The following is a 15437-nucleotide window of genomic DNA, read 5'->3' as shown; positions in this document are numbered from 1 at the left end:
AAGGAGGCTGCATCATGCAGACGGAAACCGCCAATCTCATTGGATTGACCGGCGGCGCATATTACATCACCGAAACTCCCACAGACGCATACCGGGTGCTGTCAGGCCGCGTTCACATCTATGTGGTGCCCTGGACGGAGGGCCAGCCGGGACGCCGCTCCCTGATCTGCACCGCAGAGCAAAATACCATTTTTCCCGCCTTTTCTCACACGGACGCCGAGGGCGGCCTGTGGCGCTTTCTGGTGACACCGGCGGAGGAGCACGCCCAGCTGGAGCGTCTGGAGGGGCTCTCCACCGGACCCCTGCAAAAAAAATTCCTGGGCAGAGCGGGGATCGAGAACCCCGGCCGGGAGACTTACGGCAATCTGCTGGTGGACCGCTACCGACTGAACCTGGTGCAGGAGGACGGCTACCTGATCCGCACGGACAAGGAAAAAGAGGATGTGCGGGCCCGCACCGATGAGATGATCGCCTCCTTCTTTTCCAAGGAAAAGGACATACCCAGGGAAAACGGGGAGCACCCGGTCTATCAGCTCATGGCAGAGCTGTGCCACCGTATGCGCATCCCCATCGCCCCCTACGAAAAGATCACAGCCTGCTGCCGGCAGGAGATCTCCGTGGAGGAAGTGGCCCGCATTTCTCACATTCCCTGCCGGAAGATTCTGCTGGAGGAAAACTGGCATAAGGCGGATGCCGGGCCCATTATGGTACAATTTGGCCGGGAAAGGGAACCGGCCGCCTGCATTCCCAGAGGGCGGGGCAAATATCTGCTCTGCCGCAGCGGGGAAAAGGCGGTCCCTCTGACCCGAGCGCTGGCGGAGCAGTGCGATCCCCAGGCCTATATCATCTACCGCCCCTTCCCCCTTCAGGGAATGACGGCGAAGGACCTGGCGGCCTACTGCTGGTCCTGCCTGTCCCGGGCCGATCTGGCGGTCATCATCGGGCTGACCATCCTGTCCGCCCTCATCGGCCTGCTGATCCCCACCTTGAATCAGATGCTCTACGACCGCTTCATTCCCTCCGGACAGATGGGAATGGTGTTTCAGATTTGCTGTCTGGTAGGCGCGTTTATGGTGGGCAATCTGCTCTTTTCCGTGGTAAAAAGTCTGGCCACCTTCCGTTTGGACAGCCGAATCCAGTACGATGTGCAAAACGCGGTCTACCACCGGATCTTTGAATTGCCGGAAAACTTCTTCCGCAACTACGAGAGCGCCGATCTGGCCCAGCGGGTTATGGAACTGGGCAGCCTGGTCAGCTCTGTGTCCGGAATGCTGCTGGGGCTGGGGCTCAGCCTGATCTCCGCCCTGTTCTACGGCATACGGATGTTTACCTATTCCCCCCAGCTCTCTCTGGTGTCCCTGTCGGTCACGCTGCTGTTCTCCTTGATCAGCTATCTTCTGACGCGCCGCCGTATGGTCTATCAGGCCCAGGTCATGGAGATGGACGGAAAGAGCAGCTCTCTCCTGTTCCAGTTTTTGCTGGGGATCGAGAAGATCAGAACCGCCGGCGTGGAGGAGCGGACTATTTTTGAATATATGCGCGCTTTTATGGAGCAGCGCCGGCTGGAAACACGGCTGGGCCGGCTGTCCAACCTCAGCGCCCTGCTCTCCTCCGCCAGCAGCGGGATCTTTCTGGTATTGATCTATTGGATCGCAGCCCAGTCCGCTTCCATCACCATGGGCAGCTTCGTCGGTTTTAACTCGGCGTTCGGCATGGTCTCCGGCGCCATCAGCAGCCTGTTCAGCGCGCTGATCTCCTATCAGCTGCTGAAACCCACCTACCGGCGGGTGAAGGCCATTCTGGAGACGGTGCCGGAAGGGGGCGGCGACAAGCGTCTGCCCGGCCAGCTCACCGGCAGCATCGACTTGGATCACGTGGCCTTCTCCTACGACCCGGAAACCCCGCCTGTGTTTCGGGACCTCTCCCTTCACATCCGGCCCGGCGAATATGTGGGGATCGTGGGCGCTTCCGGCTGCGGAAAATCCACCCTGCTCAAGCTTCTGCTGGGATTTGAGAAGGCCACCTCAGGCCGGATCTACTATGACGACCAGGATATGGACGAGCTGGACCTGCAGGAGCTGAGAAAACACTTCGGCGTGGTGCTGCAGGACGGCGAGCTCATCTCAGGGAGCATCTTTGAGAACATCACCCTTACCGCCCCCAACGCCGGACGAACCCGGGTGGAGCAGGTGGTGGAGGCGGTAGGCCTGGCCAGAGATATCCAGGAGATGCCCATGGGGCTGGAGACCATGGTCAGCGAACACTGCAACACCATCTCCGGCGGCCAGAAGCAGCGCATTCTCATTGCCAGGGCCATCATCAACAGGCCCAACATTCTCTTCTTTGACGAGGCCACCAGCGCACTGGATAACCTGACACAGGCCCAGGTGTGCAAAGCGCTGGAGGAAATGGGCAGCACCCGGGTGGTCATCGCCCACCGGCTCAGCACCATACAGAGCTGTGACCGCATCCTGGTGATGGACCATGGAGATATTGTGGAAGAGGGAAATTATGAACAGCTGATGGCCCAGGGCGGGCTCTTCCATGAGCTGGCCAGCCGTCAGATCCTGTAAGGATTCGCATTCCTTGTAACAAGTCCGGTTTTGGCGTGTATATCAGTTTAGAATAACCATAGCAGTTGATTGGCCGCAGAGCGATCCATGCCGGACCGGCCCGACCAGAACATATACCCGGGGAGGTAATCTGATGGAGCCAGATCAAATCAAAAACATCAACCATATGCCGGAGGAGATCCCGGAGGAACTGAAAGCCATCGACCAGCGGCTGAAGCGGGTGTCCGATCTCCAGTGTTTTGACGGATGCTCCGATGAACTGGGAGAGGACGAGCTGGAACTGGTCACAGCTGCAGGCAGTTCCAACCCATACAAAGATTTTATCAAGCAAATCGACAACAAAAACCATTGAGCGCCAGCGCTGAGGGGCCGCAGTCTGTCTGCGGCATTGTGGGCAAATAAGACAGCCGGCGGGAAGGGGCTAGTAACATGAACAGGCACATAGAGCAGGACTGCGTGCGCTGGGAGGAGGACGATGGGAAACTGCTGTTTTCCATCACAGAAACCCTATCAGGAGATACCGTAACCCTAAGTTTGTCGGGCACACTCTCCTCGGTTGTGGCGCCCGCCTTTGAGGATGAGCTGATGGCTGCGGCCTGCGTCCGCAGCAGGATTGCCGTGGATTTTTCCGGCTTGCAAGTCATTTCCAGCGGGGGCCTGAAGGCCCTGCTCACCGTCCAGCGGCTGCTGGACCAACGTCCCGGCTCCATGCTGAAGCTGTGCGCCATGAGCTCTGCGGTCCACGCCACCTTTGCAGAGATCGGGTTTGACGAACTGTTTGAGATTGAGAGCTGAGGTGAACGTGGATGTTGATGCAAGAGGACTATACAGAGAACCTTCCCTTTGTTTACGCGCTCTGCTGCCCGGCCGACTGGGGGCGGGTGTCCCCCCTGCTGGAGATCCTGCAAAAGAATGACTGCCGGCTCTGTTGGGACCAGCCCTCCGCCGCCGGAAACGCCCTTGTCCCCCAAAACGCCGAGGTCATGCTGGCCTTCTTATCCCGGCAGTCGGTGGAGGACCACAGCTTTCGCAGCCGCTTCAACCGCAGCATTCTGGGCGGCAAACCGGTGGCGGCGGTGCTCCTTGAAGCGGTGGAGCTCTCCCCCGTCATGAAGGCCCAGCTGGAGCTGGAGCAGGTGGCGGCGGTGGACTACGCCGTCTGCCACACCGACGGCGCCTGCTGTCTTGCCCTGCTGCAGCTGCCCGCGATGAAGCCCTGCCTGGAGGAGGGCAAGACCATCCAAATCCCCAAGGCCAGCATCAAAAAATATTACCTGAAACGGCGGTCTACGGGAGAAGCCATCCAGATCTCCAAGGACGAGTTTACCGTGGGAAGAAAGCTCACCTGCAGCTACGCCATTCCGGACAATGAGAGCATCAGCCGCATCCATGCGGTGTTTCATCTGAAAAACGGGATCTGTACCGTGATGGACCATCATTCCACCAACAAGGTCTATGTCAACGACCGGGAGTTGGATGAGGAGGAGCAGTTCCAAATCAAGAGCGGGGATGTGCTGGAGTTGGGTACGGAAACCTTTATTGTGGACGTCATAGAGTAAGGAGGCCTCCCCATGAACGTCAGCGCATCCTATTATTCGGATATCGGCGGCAGGAAGGAAAATGAAGACGCCGTTGCGCTGCTGGAGAGCGGCGACACCATGGCAGGCCTGATCGCAGATGGTCTGGGCGGGCATAAGGGCGGCAAGGCCGCGGCCCAGCTGGCCGTCCAGACGGTGGGGGGCAGTATCATGGGCAAGCCTGTCTCGGTGGTCGCCCTCAGGGGGGCTGTGGAGCAGGCCAACAGCCTCATTTGGGACCAGCGTCAGACCTCCGGCATGAAAAGCACCCTGGCTGCCGTGTGGTTTGACGGCCGGGCCGCTTTGGCCGCCAATGTGGGCGATACCCGGATCTATCAGTTCCGGGAAGGCAGTATCCTGTATCAGTCCCGGGACCACAGCACCGCCCAGCTGGCCCTGTGGGCCGGCGACATCACCCCGGCCGAGCTGCGCACCTGCAAGGACCGCCACCGGCTCACCCGCGCCCTGGGCGCACAGGATGATGTGACGGTAGACATTGCCCATCTGGAGCTGGCTCCGGGGGACGGGCTGCTCCTGTGCAGCGACGGTTTCTGGGAGAAGATCCAGGAGTCGGAGATGGCATACGACCTCTCCGGCGCCTCCACCGCCCTGCAATGGCTGGAGGCCATGCGCGCCCGCCTTGCCGTCCGGGGCGCCCACACCGGAGACAACCATTCCGCCATCGCCATGCTCATCCGGTGAGCGCGGGAGCAACCGTGTTAAGAGAAGGAGAATACAGGATATGACAGATTACTGCTTACACTGTATGCTGCCCACCGGTGGAGCGGATGTGTGTCCCCACTGCGGATATCAGGGCGGGGATACGGAGCTGCTCCACCACCTTCGCCCCGGCAGCAAACTGAACGGCAGATATCTGGTGGGACGTTCGCTGGGTCAGGGTGGATTCGGCATTACCTACATTGGCCGGGATCTGCTGTTGGATACCCGGGTAGCCATCAAGGAATATTACCCCAGTGGGGTCGCCAGCCGAAACGTGGCTTTTTCCCCTGAGATCACCATCTCTGATAAACGACAGGTGGATTCCATCGAGGAAGGAAAACGAAAATTTCTCAGCGAGGCCCGGGCATTGGCGCAGTTTGCAGATGACCCGGGCGTGGTTACGGTCCGGGACTTTTTTGAAGCCAACAACACCGCCTATATCGTCATGGAGTACCTGGACGGACATGACCTGCGCTCCATCCTGAGACTGACCCGCTTTTCTGCCGACGATATCTTTGAACGGATGCGGCCCGTCATGGACGCTCTGGAAAAGATCCACCAGGTGGGCATCATTCACCGGGATATCAGCCCGGACAACATCATGCTGCTGAAGAGCGGCACCGTCAAACTGATGGACTTCGGCGCCGCCAGGCAGCTGGATCTCAGCGGCAACACCAGCGTGTCGGTGATCCTCAAGACGGGCTTCGCCCCGGAGGAACAGTACCGCAGCAAAGGCCATCAGGGGCCGTGGACCGACGTCTACGCGCTGTGCGCCACCATCTACTGCTGTATCACCGGTCTGAAGCCGGACGACGCCCTGGAACGGGCCCAGCTGGATGAATTGAAGTGGCCCTCCGAACTGGGGGTAGAGATCAGCGCCCTGCAGGAGGCGGTATTGAAAAAGGGAATGGCCGTCCGGGCGGAGGACCGGTTCCAGAGCATCGGTGAGATGAAGGAGATGCTCTTCCGGCCCACAGGGGAAAATCATGCGCTGGAGCTGGATGACGACGACGATGTGACCCGTCCCATTCCCCGCCGCGCAGAGCCCGACCCCCACCACACCCCGCCGGAACCTCAGCCGGTCCCGGAACCAAAAGCCCGAAAAAAATGGCTGCGGCCGCTGGCCGCGGTGCTGGCCGTGGCGGTGCTGGCCGCAGGGATCTGGGGGGCCAGCCGGTTCATCCCCCAGGGAACCGGACGCAATGGCGGCGTCAGCCAGGCGGATATCGATTCGGGCAACTATATGCGGATCATTTTGACCGCCCACGAGGAGATGCCCGTCCACGATTTTGCTCAGGCGGCGGATACGGTGGAGGCACGGATCGATCTTCTCTGCGACGGCCAGCCCTACGATTTTGCGGTGGAGGACGATCAGATCAAGCTGTTCCTGCCCCGCTCGGTGATCGAGCCGCTGGGGCTGGAAAAGACCATGCAGTGCTACATCAGCCGGCCCATAGAATTCAGTCTGATCAACTTCCAGGAATTCCAAACAGACCGCAGTGATTCCATCCGGGTGACCCCCTCCGATGTGGAATCCATCACCATTGAGACCCAGGCGCCGGAGGATTGCAGCCCGCCCGATCTGGCGGAGGCCCTGGAGAAGGGCGGCCTGGAGAAGCTGGTATTCACCGAGGAATTTGTCCAGAAAAACCGGGATAAAATGGCCCAATGGGGCACCAATATGGTCCTGGCCCAGGATATTGAGAGTTCCTCCAATCTCTGGTACACCTATCTCTATTCAGCGGGGGACGGACGGACCTTCTACATCACCAATACGGACGGCGCGGCATTTGCCCGGCTGCTTCAGCACAACCTGTCCCAGGAGCCCCTGCCAAACCCCTTCTACTACCAGCTGGATGTAAACTACGAGGCAGCGTGGGAGACTCCGGACACCGGCAATCAGGCCGAAACCTTCCAGCGCTCCCCTGACCAGGTGACCGGCCAGACCGTCACCCTGCTCTATCCCTGGGTGGACAGCGATGCCCTCCCCGGGGAAGGCCGGTGGGCCGACGCCTGCGCCGCCATGAAGCGCCGCCTGGACCTTCTGGGTGAGGAATACGCATTTGGTACCATCTGCTCCGGGGATACCTATCAGATGGTGGTAAAAACCGGCGCTGAACATATGAGTATCCCGCTGCTTCAGCTGCTGGAATTCAGGCAGGTTACCTTTTATCTCAGCGCCGGCTTAAACAATCTATATGTCCGGCAGCTGGACTGGATCAGCCGCCCGGACGGCACCTACGCCCTGGAGGCCACGGCAGGCAGCAGTGAGGAGGACCTGGCAAACTTCCTCCAGCTGGCTCAGGACGCCGGGTATGACAAGATCTATCTCAAGGTCAACAACATTCCCTGGCTTGCCTGCGACCTGGAGGATGGGGCCGACGGCACGGTGGTGACCCTGGATCAGGGCTGCTTCTGGGACAATCAGCCCATCGGAGAGGAGCAACGCTGGCTGGTGCAGCTGCTGACTGCCATTTCCCAGGACGTCAATCTGCCCTCCGGGGCAAGTACGGCCCAGTACCAGTGCAACGAGGACGAGAACGGCGTTGCCTTTGACGATGCCAACTTCTCCATGCAGTACGGCGACCTGACCAAGCAGGTGCGGGACAACATTGAGAACTGTGATGCCGCAGCTCAGTACGAGCAGATGGAAGTGGTCAGCGACGGAATGAACATCCGGGTCTATCTGCACATGAACACAGGCAAGAACTTCGCCTCCCAGGTAGTAGCGCTGACCAAGGCCTTATATGAGCAGTCTGATTTGGAGCACTCCCCCGCCGACGGCCTGTATCTCTATTTTATCGACGAAAATGACGTGCTGAAAGAGCGGGCGCGCATCTGGTTCAGCAAAACCTACGGCACCGGCAGCATCCTGCCCGGCTATGTCACAGGCGGCGGGATCTTTACCGGCGGCCGTATGGAGGAATATCTGGAAGAGCTGCAGTCTCTCATCGAAGATGATCCCTTCTTCCTGGAGAAAAAAGGATCGCCGGACCGCACATTCTGCGAGTATACTGCGTGGTGGTGATCCCAGACAGACACAAAATGGAGGTGTTGTATCTTACAACACCTCCATTTAACCACCTGCGCCGTCCAAACCAGACCGCAGCAGAAGGGGCGGGGCAAACAGCCCCGCCCCAACAGAGACCGGCGTTCCGGATCAGCTGAACTTCTTGATCCAATTGGGAATGGCCTCATCCAGGTCTTTGCTGACCTTTTGGACTTCCTTCTCACTGTAAGTCCGGTACGGATCGCCATATCTGACGGCGTCGTACAGGCATCTGGCAGCCATCTTGGTGCCTTTCCAGGTCAGCTTGCCCCAGTCAGTATTTTTCAGCAGCCACTTCAGCGCGGAAAACTCGGTCACACCTCCGGTGACATTCTCCAGATCGGCCTCTCCCAGCTCATCGCCGGACTTGGCACCGGTATCATAGCCGTACTCCTTCAGGATGCTGTTTACAGCAGCCTCGTCCTCCGCCTGCTCCAGCTTGTCAGCAAACAGTTCCAGGTCCTTCACGTCCTGCTCGGAAAAATTCTTCTGCATCTCCATCTCTGTGTCCTCCTTATAAATTGTATTTATGTATTGCTTTGCCTGTTCTGCCTATATATACCCGTGACCTGCAAAACTGTTACAGTGGTTACACAAAATTCAAGCAAAAAAAGAAGGGCTGCTACATGAGCATAAACCACGACTCCAACAGCATCACCAGTCCCCTGGAAAGCGCGCCCATGGCGCCTCTGCGCCCTGTAGGGCTGATGTATACGCCTCTGACGAAAAAGGCCCTGCTGATCTGCTTCGCGGCCCACAACGGCCAGACGGACAAAAGCGGGCTGCCCTATGTGATCCACCCCCTCCATTTGGCCGAGCAGCTGGAAACGGAGGAGGAGGTGTGCACAGCTCTGCTCCACGACGTGGTGGAGGACTCCCACTATACCATCTCCGATCTGCGGGATGAGGGGTTCCCGGAGGCGGTACTGGAGGCCCTTGGGCTTCTGACCCATGACGAACACACCCCCTATCTGGAGTATGTGGTCCGGCTGCGCAGCAATCCCATCGCCCGCCGGGTGAAGCTGGCAGACCTGACCCACAACAGCGACACCACTCGTCTGAACGTAGTCACCGCCCGGGACAGACGGCGGGTTCTCAAGTACCGCATGGCCCAGGCCATGCTGGAGGACGACCGGTTCCATGCCTCCCTGGGTCTGTTCCACAAGCGCCTTCCCCTCTCCCTGGAGCACCCTTTCTTCCTCTCTGTGTTCTATGACCAGCGCGGCACAGTGGAGCGCTACAGCATCGACGTGGAGGCTGAGAAGGAGTATCACTATGGATTGGAGGCGTCCCAGGGAGAGCGGCTTCAAAAGTCCCTGAATCCAAACCGCACCCTGCCGGAGGCCCTAGCAGACTGGGCGGAAGGGGGCTGCACCGCCTGCCACGTGGAGTCCATGCTCCGGCAGCTGGGCATCACCTTCCAGATCCATACTGCAATGTAAGCCCACGCGGCGGATCAAAAAAAGCGCACTGGAAAGGAAATGCTTCCTGTCCAGTGCGCTTCAATTTTTACAACAAAAAACCCTTGAAAACCAAAGTAGGTGGCTATCCCATTGTCTTCATCGACAATTAGGAGGGTTGACAGATGGCGGTGTTGGACAGGCATCGGCTAAGATCATTCCGAAGGGTGCCGATTTCTTCCTCTGTGTAATTCCCCCAAGCACAGATCAATGCGCCAAACTCTTCAGAATAGAACAGCCCATCGGAGACCACAAAGCAGAGAAAGTCAGGCCCGGCCCAAGCATATTGCCGGCTTCCCCTTACTCTAAGTTTCTTCCCTGCATCCGTGTAACTCAATTCTTGTAGCCCCGCCGCAATCTCTCCAATAGAGATTACGGCTTTATTCTCTACCTGATAGAACCGGCTGTCGAAAGCAGGGTGGTAGCGCAATGTTTCAAACAGCTCCGATGGGCTGATGACAACCACATTGGAATCGCACTTGACCTGTTTATTTACTGCCTCCTCATCACTCCACAGGCCACTAAACAGATAAATCCATTCGTACCCAGTTTCGCCTTTATACTGCTCAATTTGAATGTCCGCCTGATTTTTGACCTGACAGGTAATCGCTTTCCGCTCCGGATGCTCTACATTGATAAATCGAAATTCATATTTTGCCTGGCTAACCTTGCCGGATGATGGGAGGAGCATATATCCACTGCTCCCATGCTGTTTCCAAATGTGCAGGGCCACCAGATCCTCCAACTGCAAGTAATCCAAGCACCGAATGAAATTATCCCGGGTAATGCGGAGGGGCGGAATTTGGAACTGGGGCGCAGCGGTTCGATCTTCATAGAGTTTCATGATCAGCAGGCGAAGCCTATAGCCAGCGATTCGCTGGATCGTGGTATGGCGCCGCTGAGAAAGCCGTCCCCGAAGTTCTGATGGGATATCTTCTTCCGATACATATTCTTCCCACCGCTCCACCCGGCAGCCCCAGGAGAGATAGGAGAAGGGCTCCTGCTCTTGCTGTAAATAGACCGGTGACTCCGCTGTCTTCCCCACATAATAATGGCCGTTTTTCAATCTCATCACAACATAATCGCCTTTTTGGATCTTCTGATAGTCGAGCAAAGCGTTCTTCATACCAGAATCGTCGCCATAGCGTGTTTGATGTATCTCCCGATATATCTCTGCCCCCTTTTGGATGGTGGTTTCAAAGGGAAGCATGGCATCTTTGGGAAGATCCCAGCCCATACCGAAGATATTGTTGTCAACACACATCCGCTGGAAAGCATCAACCTTGTCATAGTTTCCCCGCTCTTCCGCATCAAAAGGCATCAGATAGACGATCCAGCAGTTGATAGGATCTCCGGATGATCTGCGCATATCGAGAAACGGAACCTCTCTGCTCATAGCTTTCCTCCTTATATCCATCCTTCTATGTTGATTTCGACCTTTTCACAATATGTCAGCCTGACCGTTACTGTACAATGCTATCCACAAAAATTTTGGTATGTTGTCGTTCCCGGACAGGGAGCGGCAGCATACCAAAATTTTATAATAATTAAAATTACAACAAAAAACCCTTGAAAGCCGAAGCTTTCAAGGGTTTTTGGAGCTGCTAGCCAGATTTGAACTGGCGACCTCATCCTTGCCAAGCGGCTTTGGAACTTTTTTCTAACTATTTTTCGTACTTTATAGCGATATACACTCCGATCTGCTTGCTTTCCGCCACTTTTTGAGCATCCTGTTTCCGTATACTCCACATCGCGCTGTGGCTGAAAATGTGGTCAAAAGCGCCTCCCCTCTTTTGCCGGCGGCACGTCCGCCGACAAAGTGGGGAGGCATTTTCTGCCCGTCTGCGTTGTAATTTTTGGAGGGAAATAATGTAATCCATTTATGCCGGAGGCAACTCAAAATTTACGGGACAGTAAACAATATGAGCTACCCTCTTATTCCACCCCCGCAATTGCCGCGGCCTCATCCTGCCGCTCCTTTGCCGCCTCCAGGTCGTCGAAATCCCCCAGGGCCCGCAGATCCACATGGGAGGCGTCCACCCCCGCCCCCGGCTGCGACCCCTGCTGGGCCAGGGTGATGGGATAGTCCCCCTCCAGTTGTCCCCGAATGCTCTCGGAGCGCAGGCGGCACACCTCCAGCAGGGTGTCCACCGCCAGCAGGTGGTCCTCATAGGAGCAGAAGGCGGTGGGGTCGGCCTGGACATAGGGGGCGATCATGGCCTGGGTCTGCCGGATGACCGCCTCATACCGGCCGCTCTCGAAATACTCCGTGATCAACTGGTCGAAATAGGCGTGATATTGGGCGAAATAACCGTCGTGTTTCATCAGATTGTGATAGAGGGGCCGTTTCAGCATGGTCTCCCCCCGGGCGGGGGTGTTGATGGGCCAGTTGATCAGCACATTGGGGTCCCGGATGGGATCGGTCATGCCCAGGGCGTAGGTGCTGAAGGCCAAGTTGTAGTCCCAGGGCAGGATGGAGATCACCCCGTCCTCCTCATAGAGGAAGTAGTTGTGGCCGGTGTGGCCCAGGTAGCTGTCCCAGTTCATGACGAACACCTGGACGGTAAAATACCGCAGCACCTCATCCACGTTGATTGCCGTCTCCAGATCTTCCCCGGTGGACAGCACCCGCAGGGCCTGGATCAGCCGCTCCCGGTCCGCCACGTCCGTGTCAAACTTGGCGTTGTCAAAGATGTTTGGGTAGCCGGCGGGGTCATCGCCCACGTACCGCAGGGCCACGTCGGCGTTCTCCGCATTCAGGGAGCGGTAGTCCGGCTTGTAGAGCTGACCGTGATCCGGGCCGAAGTTCCGCCGGGCAAAGGCCTCCTCCGGCTCCTCGATGGCCAGAAACAGTCCCCAGGGGGCGCCGTTCACCGTCACCCAGGCATAGCTGCACAGCGGGGCGGGCACCTCCATGTAGGCCATCATGTGGTAGACCAGCCAGGTTTTGAGGTAGCTGTTGTCCTGGAAGGAGGCGTCCAGGGAGAGCTTGTCCAGGCCGTGGTAATTCCCGCCGTCCACATAGTGGTCGAATTCCAGTTTCAGGCTGTACCGGGACAGGCCGTACTCCTCCGTCAGCCGGAGGGAGTTGTTCCCCTTGGCCCGCAGGCCCACCTGGTAAAATTCCTCCCCGTCGATGACTGCGGTGCAGGGGATATACTCCTCCGCCGGGGCGTTTTCGAGGAAAGCCGCCCAGTCCTCCACCCGCAGGTCCACGGTGTGGACCCGGCCATCGTCAAAGAGGCGGGAGGCGTACCCGGGCGCGGCGCTGGCGGGCCGGAGGCCCAGAGCCTCCCCGAAGCAGAGCAGACCGGTGAGGACCAGGGCCAATAGGATGGCCCCGCCGCAGATAAGATCGATATGCCGGTGGCGGATCATGGCCTCACCCCATGTAGTCCCCGTTGTAGGAGACCAGCACCACGTTCCCCACGCCCTCCATGGCCCCCAGCTCATTGACGAACTCCGTGTCGGCATCCCGCAGGCGCACCTCGTAGTTCAGCTCGATCTGGCCCGGGGCCACGCTCTTGCTCTTCAGATTCAGCCGCCGCACCCGGGCCTCCACCAGGGCGCGCACCTGCCCCTCCACATCCTGGTCGGCGCAGTGGACCACCAGGATGTAGGGGGACTCCCCGTTCTTCTGCCGGGAGAACACCAGCAGCACCACCCCCACAAATAGGCTGCCCACCACCGCCAGGGGGATCAGCCCCGCCGCCAGCACGATGCCCGCCGCGATGGCCCAGAACAGGAAGGCGATATCCATGGGCTCCTTGATGGCGGTACGGAAGCGGACGATGGACAGGGCGCCCACCATGCCCAGGGAGAGGACGATGTTGCTGGTCACCGCCAGGATCAGCAGGGTTGTGATGAGGGTGAGGGCGATGAGGGTCACCCCGAAGCTGGGGGCGTACATGACCCCGGCGTAGCATTTTTTATAGACCAGGAAGATGAACAGGCCCAGGCAGAAGGCCAGCGCCAGGGCGATGGCGGCGTCCGGCAGGGAGACCGCGTCCAGCCGCTCCAGAAAGCTGGATTTGAAGATGTCCTGAAAGGTGAACGTGGGCATGGCAGCCACACCTCTTTTCTTCGTTCTCAGTCAAACCGCCGGCACAGGGCGTATTTGGAACAGGCTCCCGCCCGGCGGCCCGGCGTCTGGACGGCCAGCCGCACCAGGTCGGGGAGAAAGGCATCGTACTTGACCTCCAGTACCGTCACCCCCTCCAGGGGCCTGAGGGGAAAGGCTCCTGGGGACAGGAAGCCGACGCTGTCCCCGCAGGTGCGCAGGTCCCGGTCCAGGGTCACCCGGACGTTTCCGGGGGCGTACAGGAATGCCTCCCGGTCATAGCACACCACCGTCCTGGGCCGCAGCAGCGTCCCCCGGAGCTTGTGGTACAGCTCCGACAGCAGGGGCTCCCCCCGCTCCAGAAGGAAGGCGTCCTCCCCGGAGAGCAGCCGCTCCGCCTCCGACCAGGTCAGGCGGGCGGACCGCTTGCCGCACAGGCCGTTCATCTTAAATTTTTTCTCCAGCTTGAGAAAATCCGGGCTCTCCCCGTAGTACCGCAGGCGGAACTTCTCCCGCCGGTCCACCCCGTCCAGCTTCTCCCGGAGGGCGGTATCGTAGGGGGTGTCGAAATACAGGCTGGTCACCCGGTAGGAGCCGTCCGGCCCGGCGTGGCCGTCCCGGGGAAAGAGCTTCCCCAGCCTGGAGGCGAGCACCAGATCCTCCTGGGGAGAGATCTGGTGCTTGACCTCGTGGCGCAGGCGGAGGGGCTCAGTCGTCCCAATCGTCGTCCCAGTCGTCATCGTCGTCCCGGTCGTCGTAGTCCGTGTCGTCCCAGCCGTCGTCATCGTCGTCCCAGTGGTCCTCGCCGGTGGGGTCGCCGTACCAGTCGTCGTCATCGCCCCAGTCGTCGTAGTCGGTGATGCCATCGGCATTGGGGCCGTAGTCGGTGTCGTCGTAATCGGTGATGCCGTCGGCGTTGGGGCCGTAGTCCGTGTCGTCATAATCGGTGATGCCGTCGGCATTGGGGCCGTAGTCCGTGTCGTCGTAATCGGTGATGCCGTCGGCGTTGGGACCGTAGTCGGTGTCGTCGTAATCGGTGATTCCATCATTGTTGGGGCCATAGTCCGTGTCGTCATAGTCGGTGATCCCGTCGGCATTGGGGCCGTAGTCGGTGTCGTCGTAGTCGGTGATTCCGTCGGCATTGGGGCCGTAGTCGGTGTCGTCGTAGTCAGTCACGCCGTAATCGGTGATCCCGTCGCTGCCCGGGCCATAGTCGGTGTCGTCATAGTCCTGGAACTCCGCGTCCATCTCGGTGACCTTGCCGGTGTAGGCGTTCACCTCATACTCGTACTCCACGCCGTCCAGGACGAATTCCACCTCGTACTCCCCGTCGTCCAGGTCGTACTCCTTCTCCACAAACTGCAGATCGTCCCGGCCCAGCTGGGTGGAGAGGATGCTCTGAGCGGCGGAGGCGTTGATGTACCCCTTGTCCCCGTAGGCGTCGTCGTAGTCGTCTTGGTCCAGGGTCACGGCCTGGGAGCCGATCTGGTCGGTCTCCACCACCAGCCGGACCGCCTCGGCCAGTTCGTTCAGGAACTGGTCATTGGGGTAGACGGAGCCCCGCTCCAGCTTCAGGATGATGTTCTTCTCGTGGCCGCCCACGGTGGCGTCGAAGTAGCCCAGGGCATTGATCTCGTCCACCAGCTCTCCCACCACCTGGGTACAGGGCCGGCCCTCATAGCCGGTGTAGGAGGCCAGCAGGGTCTGGGCCTCCTGGTTGCGGCCGGTGAGGGCCACCACGTTGCCCAGATCGTCATAGTCCATCTCGATCTCCGGGTTCACGCTCAGCAGGACGGTGCCGGCCACGCCGCCGCTCTCTTCCAGGAGGGGGGCGCTGGTGCCGGGGGTCTCGGGGAGGGACGCCGTGCCGGCGCCGTTCCCGCAGGCGGTCAGAGTGGTCAGGGCCAGGGCGGCGGTCAGGGTCAGGGCAAACCATTTGGTGCGGATGTTCCGTTTCATTTCATTCATCTCCTTGAAAAGGGTGTTTGGTTTGTGTGT

Annotated in this window: 13 protein-coding genes; 7 read left to right on the top strand and 6 right to left on the bottom strand. The window is 59.2% G+C overall.

All coding sequences use genetic code 11. The annotated features are described in order from the left end of the window. The first annotated feature begins 14 nt into the window (after positions 1–14). From B5G40_RS13295 to B5G40_RS13270, 6 genes are all read left to right on the top strand, one after another. Positions 15–2573, top strand: a complete 2559-nt coding sequence (locus B5G40_RS13295) for an NHLP bacteriocin export ABC transporter permease/ATPase subunit (RefSeq protein ID WP_087399937.1) — start codon at positions 15–17, stop codon at positions 2571–2573. Between the two features lie 133 nt (positions 2574–2706). Further along, entirely contained in the window at positions 2707–2925 is a 219-nt protein-coding gene (locus tag B5G40_RS13290) for a hypothetical protein (RefSeq protein ID WP_087330063.1), read from the top strand. A gap of 77 nt (positions 2926–3002) precedes the next feature. Further along, positions 3003–3368, top strand: a complete 366-nt coding sequence (locus B5G40_RS13285) for an STAS domain-containing protein (RefSeq protein WP_087399936.1) — start codon at positions 3003–3005, stop codon at positions 3366–3368. A gap of 11 nt (positions 3369–3379) precedes the next feature. After that, entirely contained in the window at positions 3380–4132 is a 753-nt protein-coding gene (locus tag B5G40_RS13280) for an FHA domain-containing protein (protein WP_087399934.1), read from the top strand. Positions 4133–4144: 12 nt separating this feature from the next. Next, positions 4145–4852 (top strand): PP2C family protein-serine/threonine phosphatase, encoded by a 708-nt coding sequence (locus B5G40_RS13275; protein ID WP_087399932.1) that lies wholly within the window; start codon positions 4145–4147, stop codon positions 4850–4852. 40 nt (positions 4853–4892) lie between these two features. Then, positions 4893–7898, top strand: a complete 3006-nt coding sequence (locus B5G40_RS13270) for a serine/threonine protein kinase (protein WP_087399931.1) — start codon at positions 4893–4895, stop codon at positions 7896–7898. 132 nt (positions 7899–8030) lie between these two features. Here the strand turns inward: B5G40_RS13270 and B5G40_RS13265 are convergent, their stop codons facing one another. Continuing rightward, the gene (locus B5G40_RS13265; RefSeq protein ID WP_087189109.1) at positions 8031–8420 is read right to left on the bottom strand and encodes a hypothetical protein; all 390 of its coding nucleotides are present in this window, start codon (positions 8418–8420) and stop codon (positions 8031–8033) included. 125 nt (positions 8421–8545) lie between these two features. Here B5G40_RS13265 and B5G40_RS17200 point away from each other — a divergent pair, with 125 nt between their 5' ends. Next, positions 8546–9361 (top strand): hypothetical protein, encoded by an 816-nt coding sequence (locus B5G40_RS17200; RefSeq protein ID WP_206407246.1) that lies wholly within the window; start codon positions 8546–8548, stop codon positions 9359–9361. 127 nt (positions 9362–9488) lie between these two features. Here B5G40_RS17200 and B5G40_RS13255 read toward each other — a convergent pair whose 3' ends face one another. The 5 genes from B5G40_RS13255 to B5G40_RS13235 form a co-directional block, all read right to left on the bottom strand. Further along, positions 9489–10775 (bottom strand): hypothetical protein, encoded by a 1287-nt coding sequence (locus tag B5G40_RS13255; RefSeq protein WP_087399930.1) that lies wholly within the window; start codon positions 10773–10775, stop codon positions 9489–9491. 539 nt (positions 10776–11314) lie between these two features. Continuing rightward, positions 11315–12757 carry a CotH kinase family protein gene (locus tag B5G40_RS13250; RefSeq protein WP_143383418.1) on the bottom strand — a complete coding sequence of 481 codons (1443 nt, stop codon included), beginning with the start codon at positions 12755–12757 and terminating at the stop codon, positions 11315–11317. 4 nt (positions 12758–12761) lie between these two features. Further along, entirely contained in the window at positions 12762–13442 is a 681-nt protein-coding gene (locus tag B5G40_RS13245) for a DUF4956 domain-containing protein (protein WP_087268431.1), read from the bottom strand. A 26-nt stretch (positions 13443–13468) separates the two neighbouring features. Further along, the gene (locus B5G40_RS13240) at positions 13469–14179 is read right to left on the bottom strand and encodes a polyphosphate polymerase domain-containing protein (RefSeq protein WP_087399929.1); all 711 of its coding nucleotides are present in this window, start codon (positions 14177–14179) and stop codon (positions 13469–13471) included. Further along, positions 14148–15398 (bottom strand): PepSY domain-containing protein, encoded by a 1251-nt coding sequence (locus B5G40_RS13235; RefSeq protein ID WP_143383417.1) that lies wholly within the window; start codon positions 15396–15398, stop codon positions 14148–14150. The genes B5G40_RS13240 and B5G40_RS13235 overlap by 32 nt, the downstream gene beginning before the upstream one ends. Positions 15399–15437 lie beyond the last annotated feature (39 nt).

Origin of the sequence: Flavonifractor sp. An9 (genome assembly GCF_002161245.1) — a bacterium.
Classification (GTDB): domain Bacteria; phylum Bacillota; class Clostridia; order Oscillospirales; family Oscillospiraceae; genus Flavonifractor; species Flavonifractor avicola.
The sequence above is the reverse complement of the archived record's forward strand: the minus strand, read 5'-3'. Positions and strand labels throughout refer to the sequence as shown.

Coding starts and splice junctions, on each gene's coding strand:
- B5G40_RS13295 (WP_087399937.1), top strand. CDS start 15: ATGCAGACGGAAACCGCCAATCTCATTGGATTGACCGGCGGCGCATAT.
- B5G40_RS13245 (WP_087268431.1), bottom strand. CDS start 13,442: ATGCCCACGTTCACCTTTCAGGACATCTTCAAATCCAGCTTTCTGGAG.
- B5G40_RS13250 (WP_143383418.1), bottom strand. CDS start 12,757: ATGATCCGCCACCGGCATATCGATCTTATCTGCGGCGGGGCCATCCTA.
- B5G40_RS13285 (WP_087399936.1), top strand. CDS start 3,003: ATGAACAGGCACATAGAGCAGGACTGCGTGCGCTGGGAGGAGGACGAT.
- B5G40_RS13275 (WP_087399932.1), top strand. CDS start 4,145: ATGAACGTCAGCGCATCCTATTATTCGGATATCGGCGGCAGGAAGGAA.
- B5G40_RS13255 (WP_087399930.1), bottom strand. CDS start 10,775: ATGAGCAGAGAGGTTCCGTTTCTCGATATGCGCAGATCATCCGGAGAT.
- B5G40_RS13270 (WP_087399931.1), top strand. CDS start 4,893: ATGACAGATTACTGCTTACACTGTATGCTGCCCACCGGTGGAGCGGAT.
- B5G40_RS13290 (WP_087330063.1), top strand. CDS start 2,707: ATGGAGCCAGATCAAATCAAAAACATCAACCATATGCCGGAGGAGATC.
- B5G40_RS13265 (WP_087189109.1), bottom strand. CDS start 8,420: ATGGAGATGCAGAAGAATTTTTCCGAGCAGGACGTGAAGGACCTGGAA.
- B5G40_RS13280 (WP_087399934.1), top strand. CDS start 3,380: ATGTTGATGCAAGAGGACTATACAGAGAACCTTCCCTTTGTTTACGCG.
- B5G40_RS13235 (WP_143383417.1), bottom strand. CDS start 15,398: ATGAAACGGAACATCCGCACCAAATGGTTTGCCCTGACCCTGACCGCC.
- B5G40_RS13240 (WP_087399929.1), bottom strand. CDS start 14,179: ATGACGACTGGGACGACGATTGGGACGACTGAGCCCCTCCGCCTGCGC.
- B5G40_RS17200 (WP_206407246.1), top strand. CDS start 8,546: ATGAGCATAAACCACGACTCCAACAGCATCACCAGTCCCCTGGAAAGC.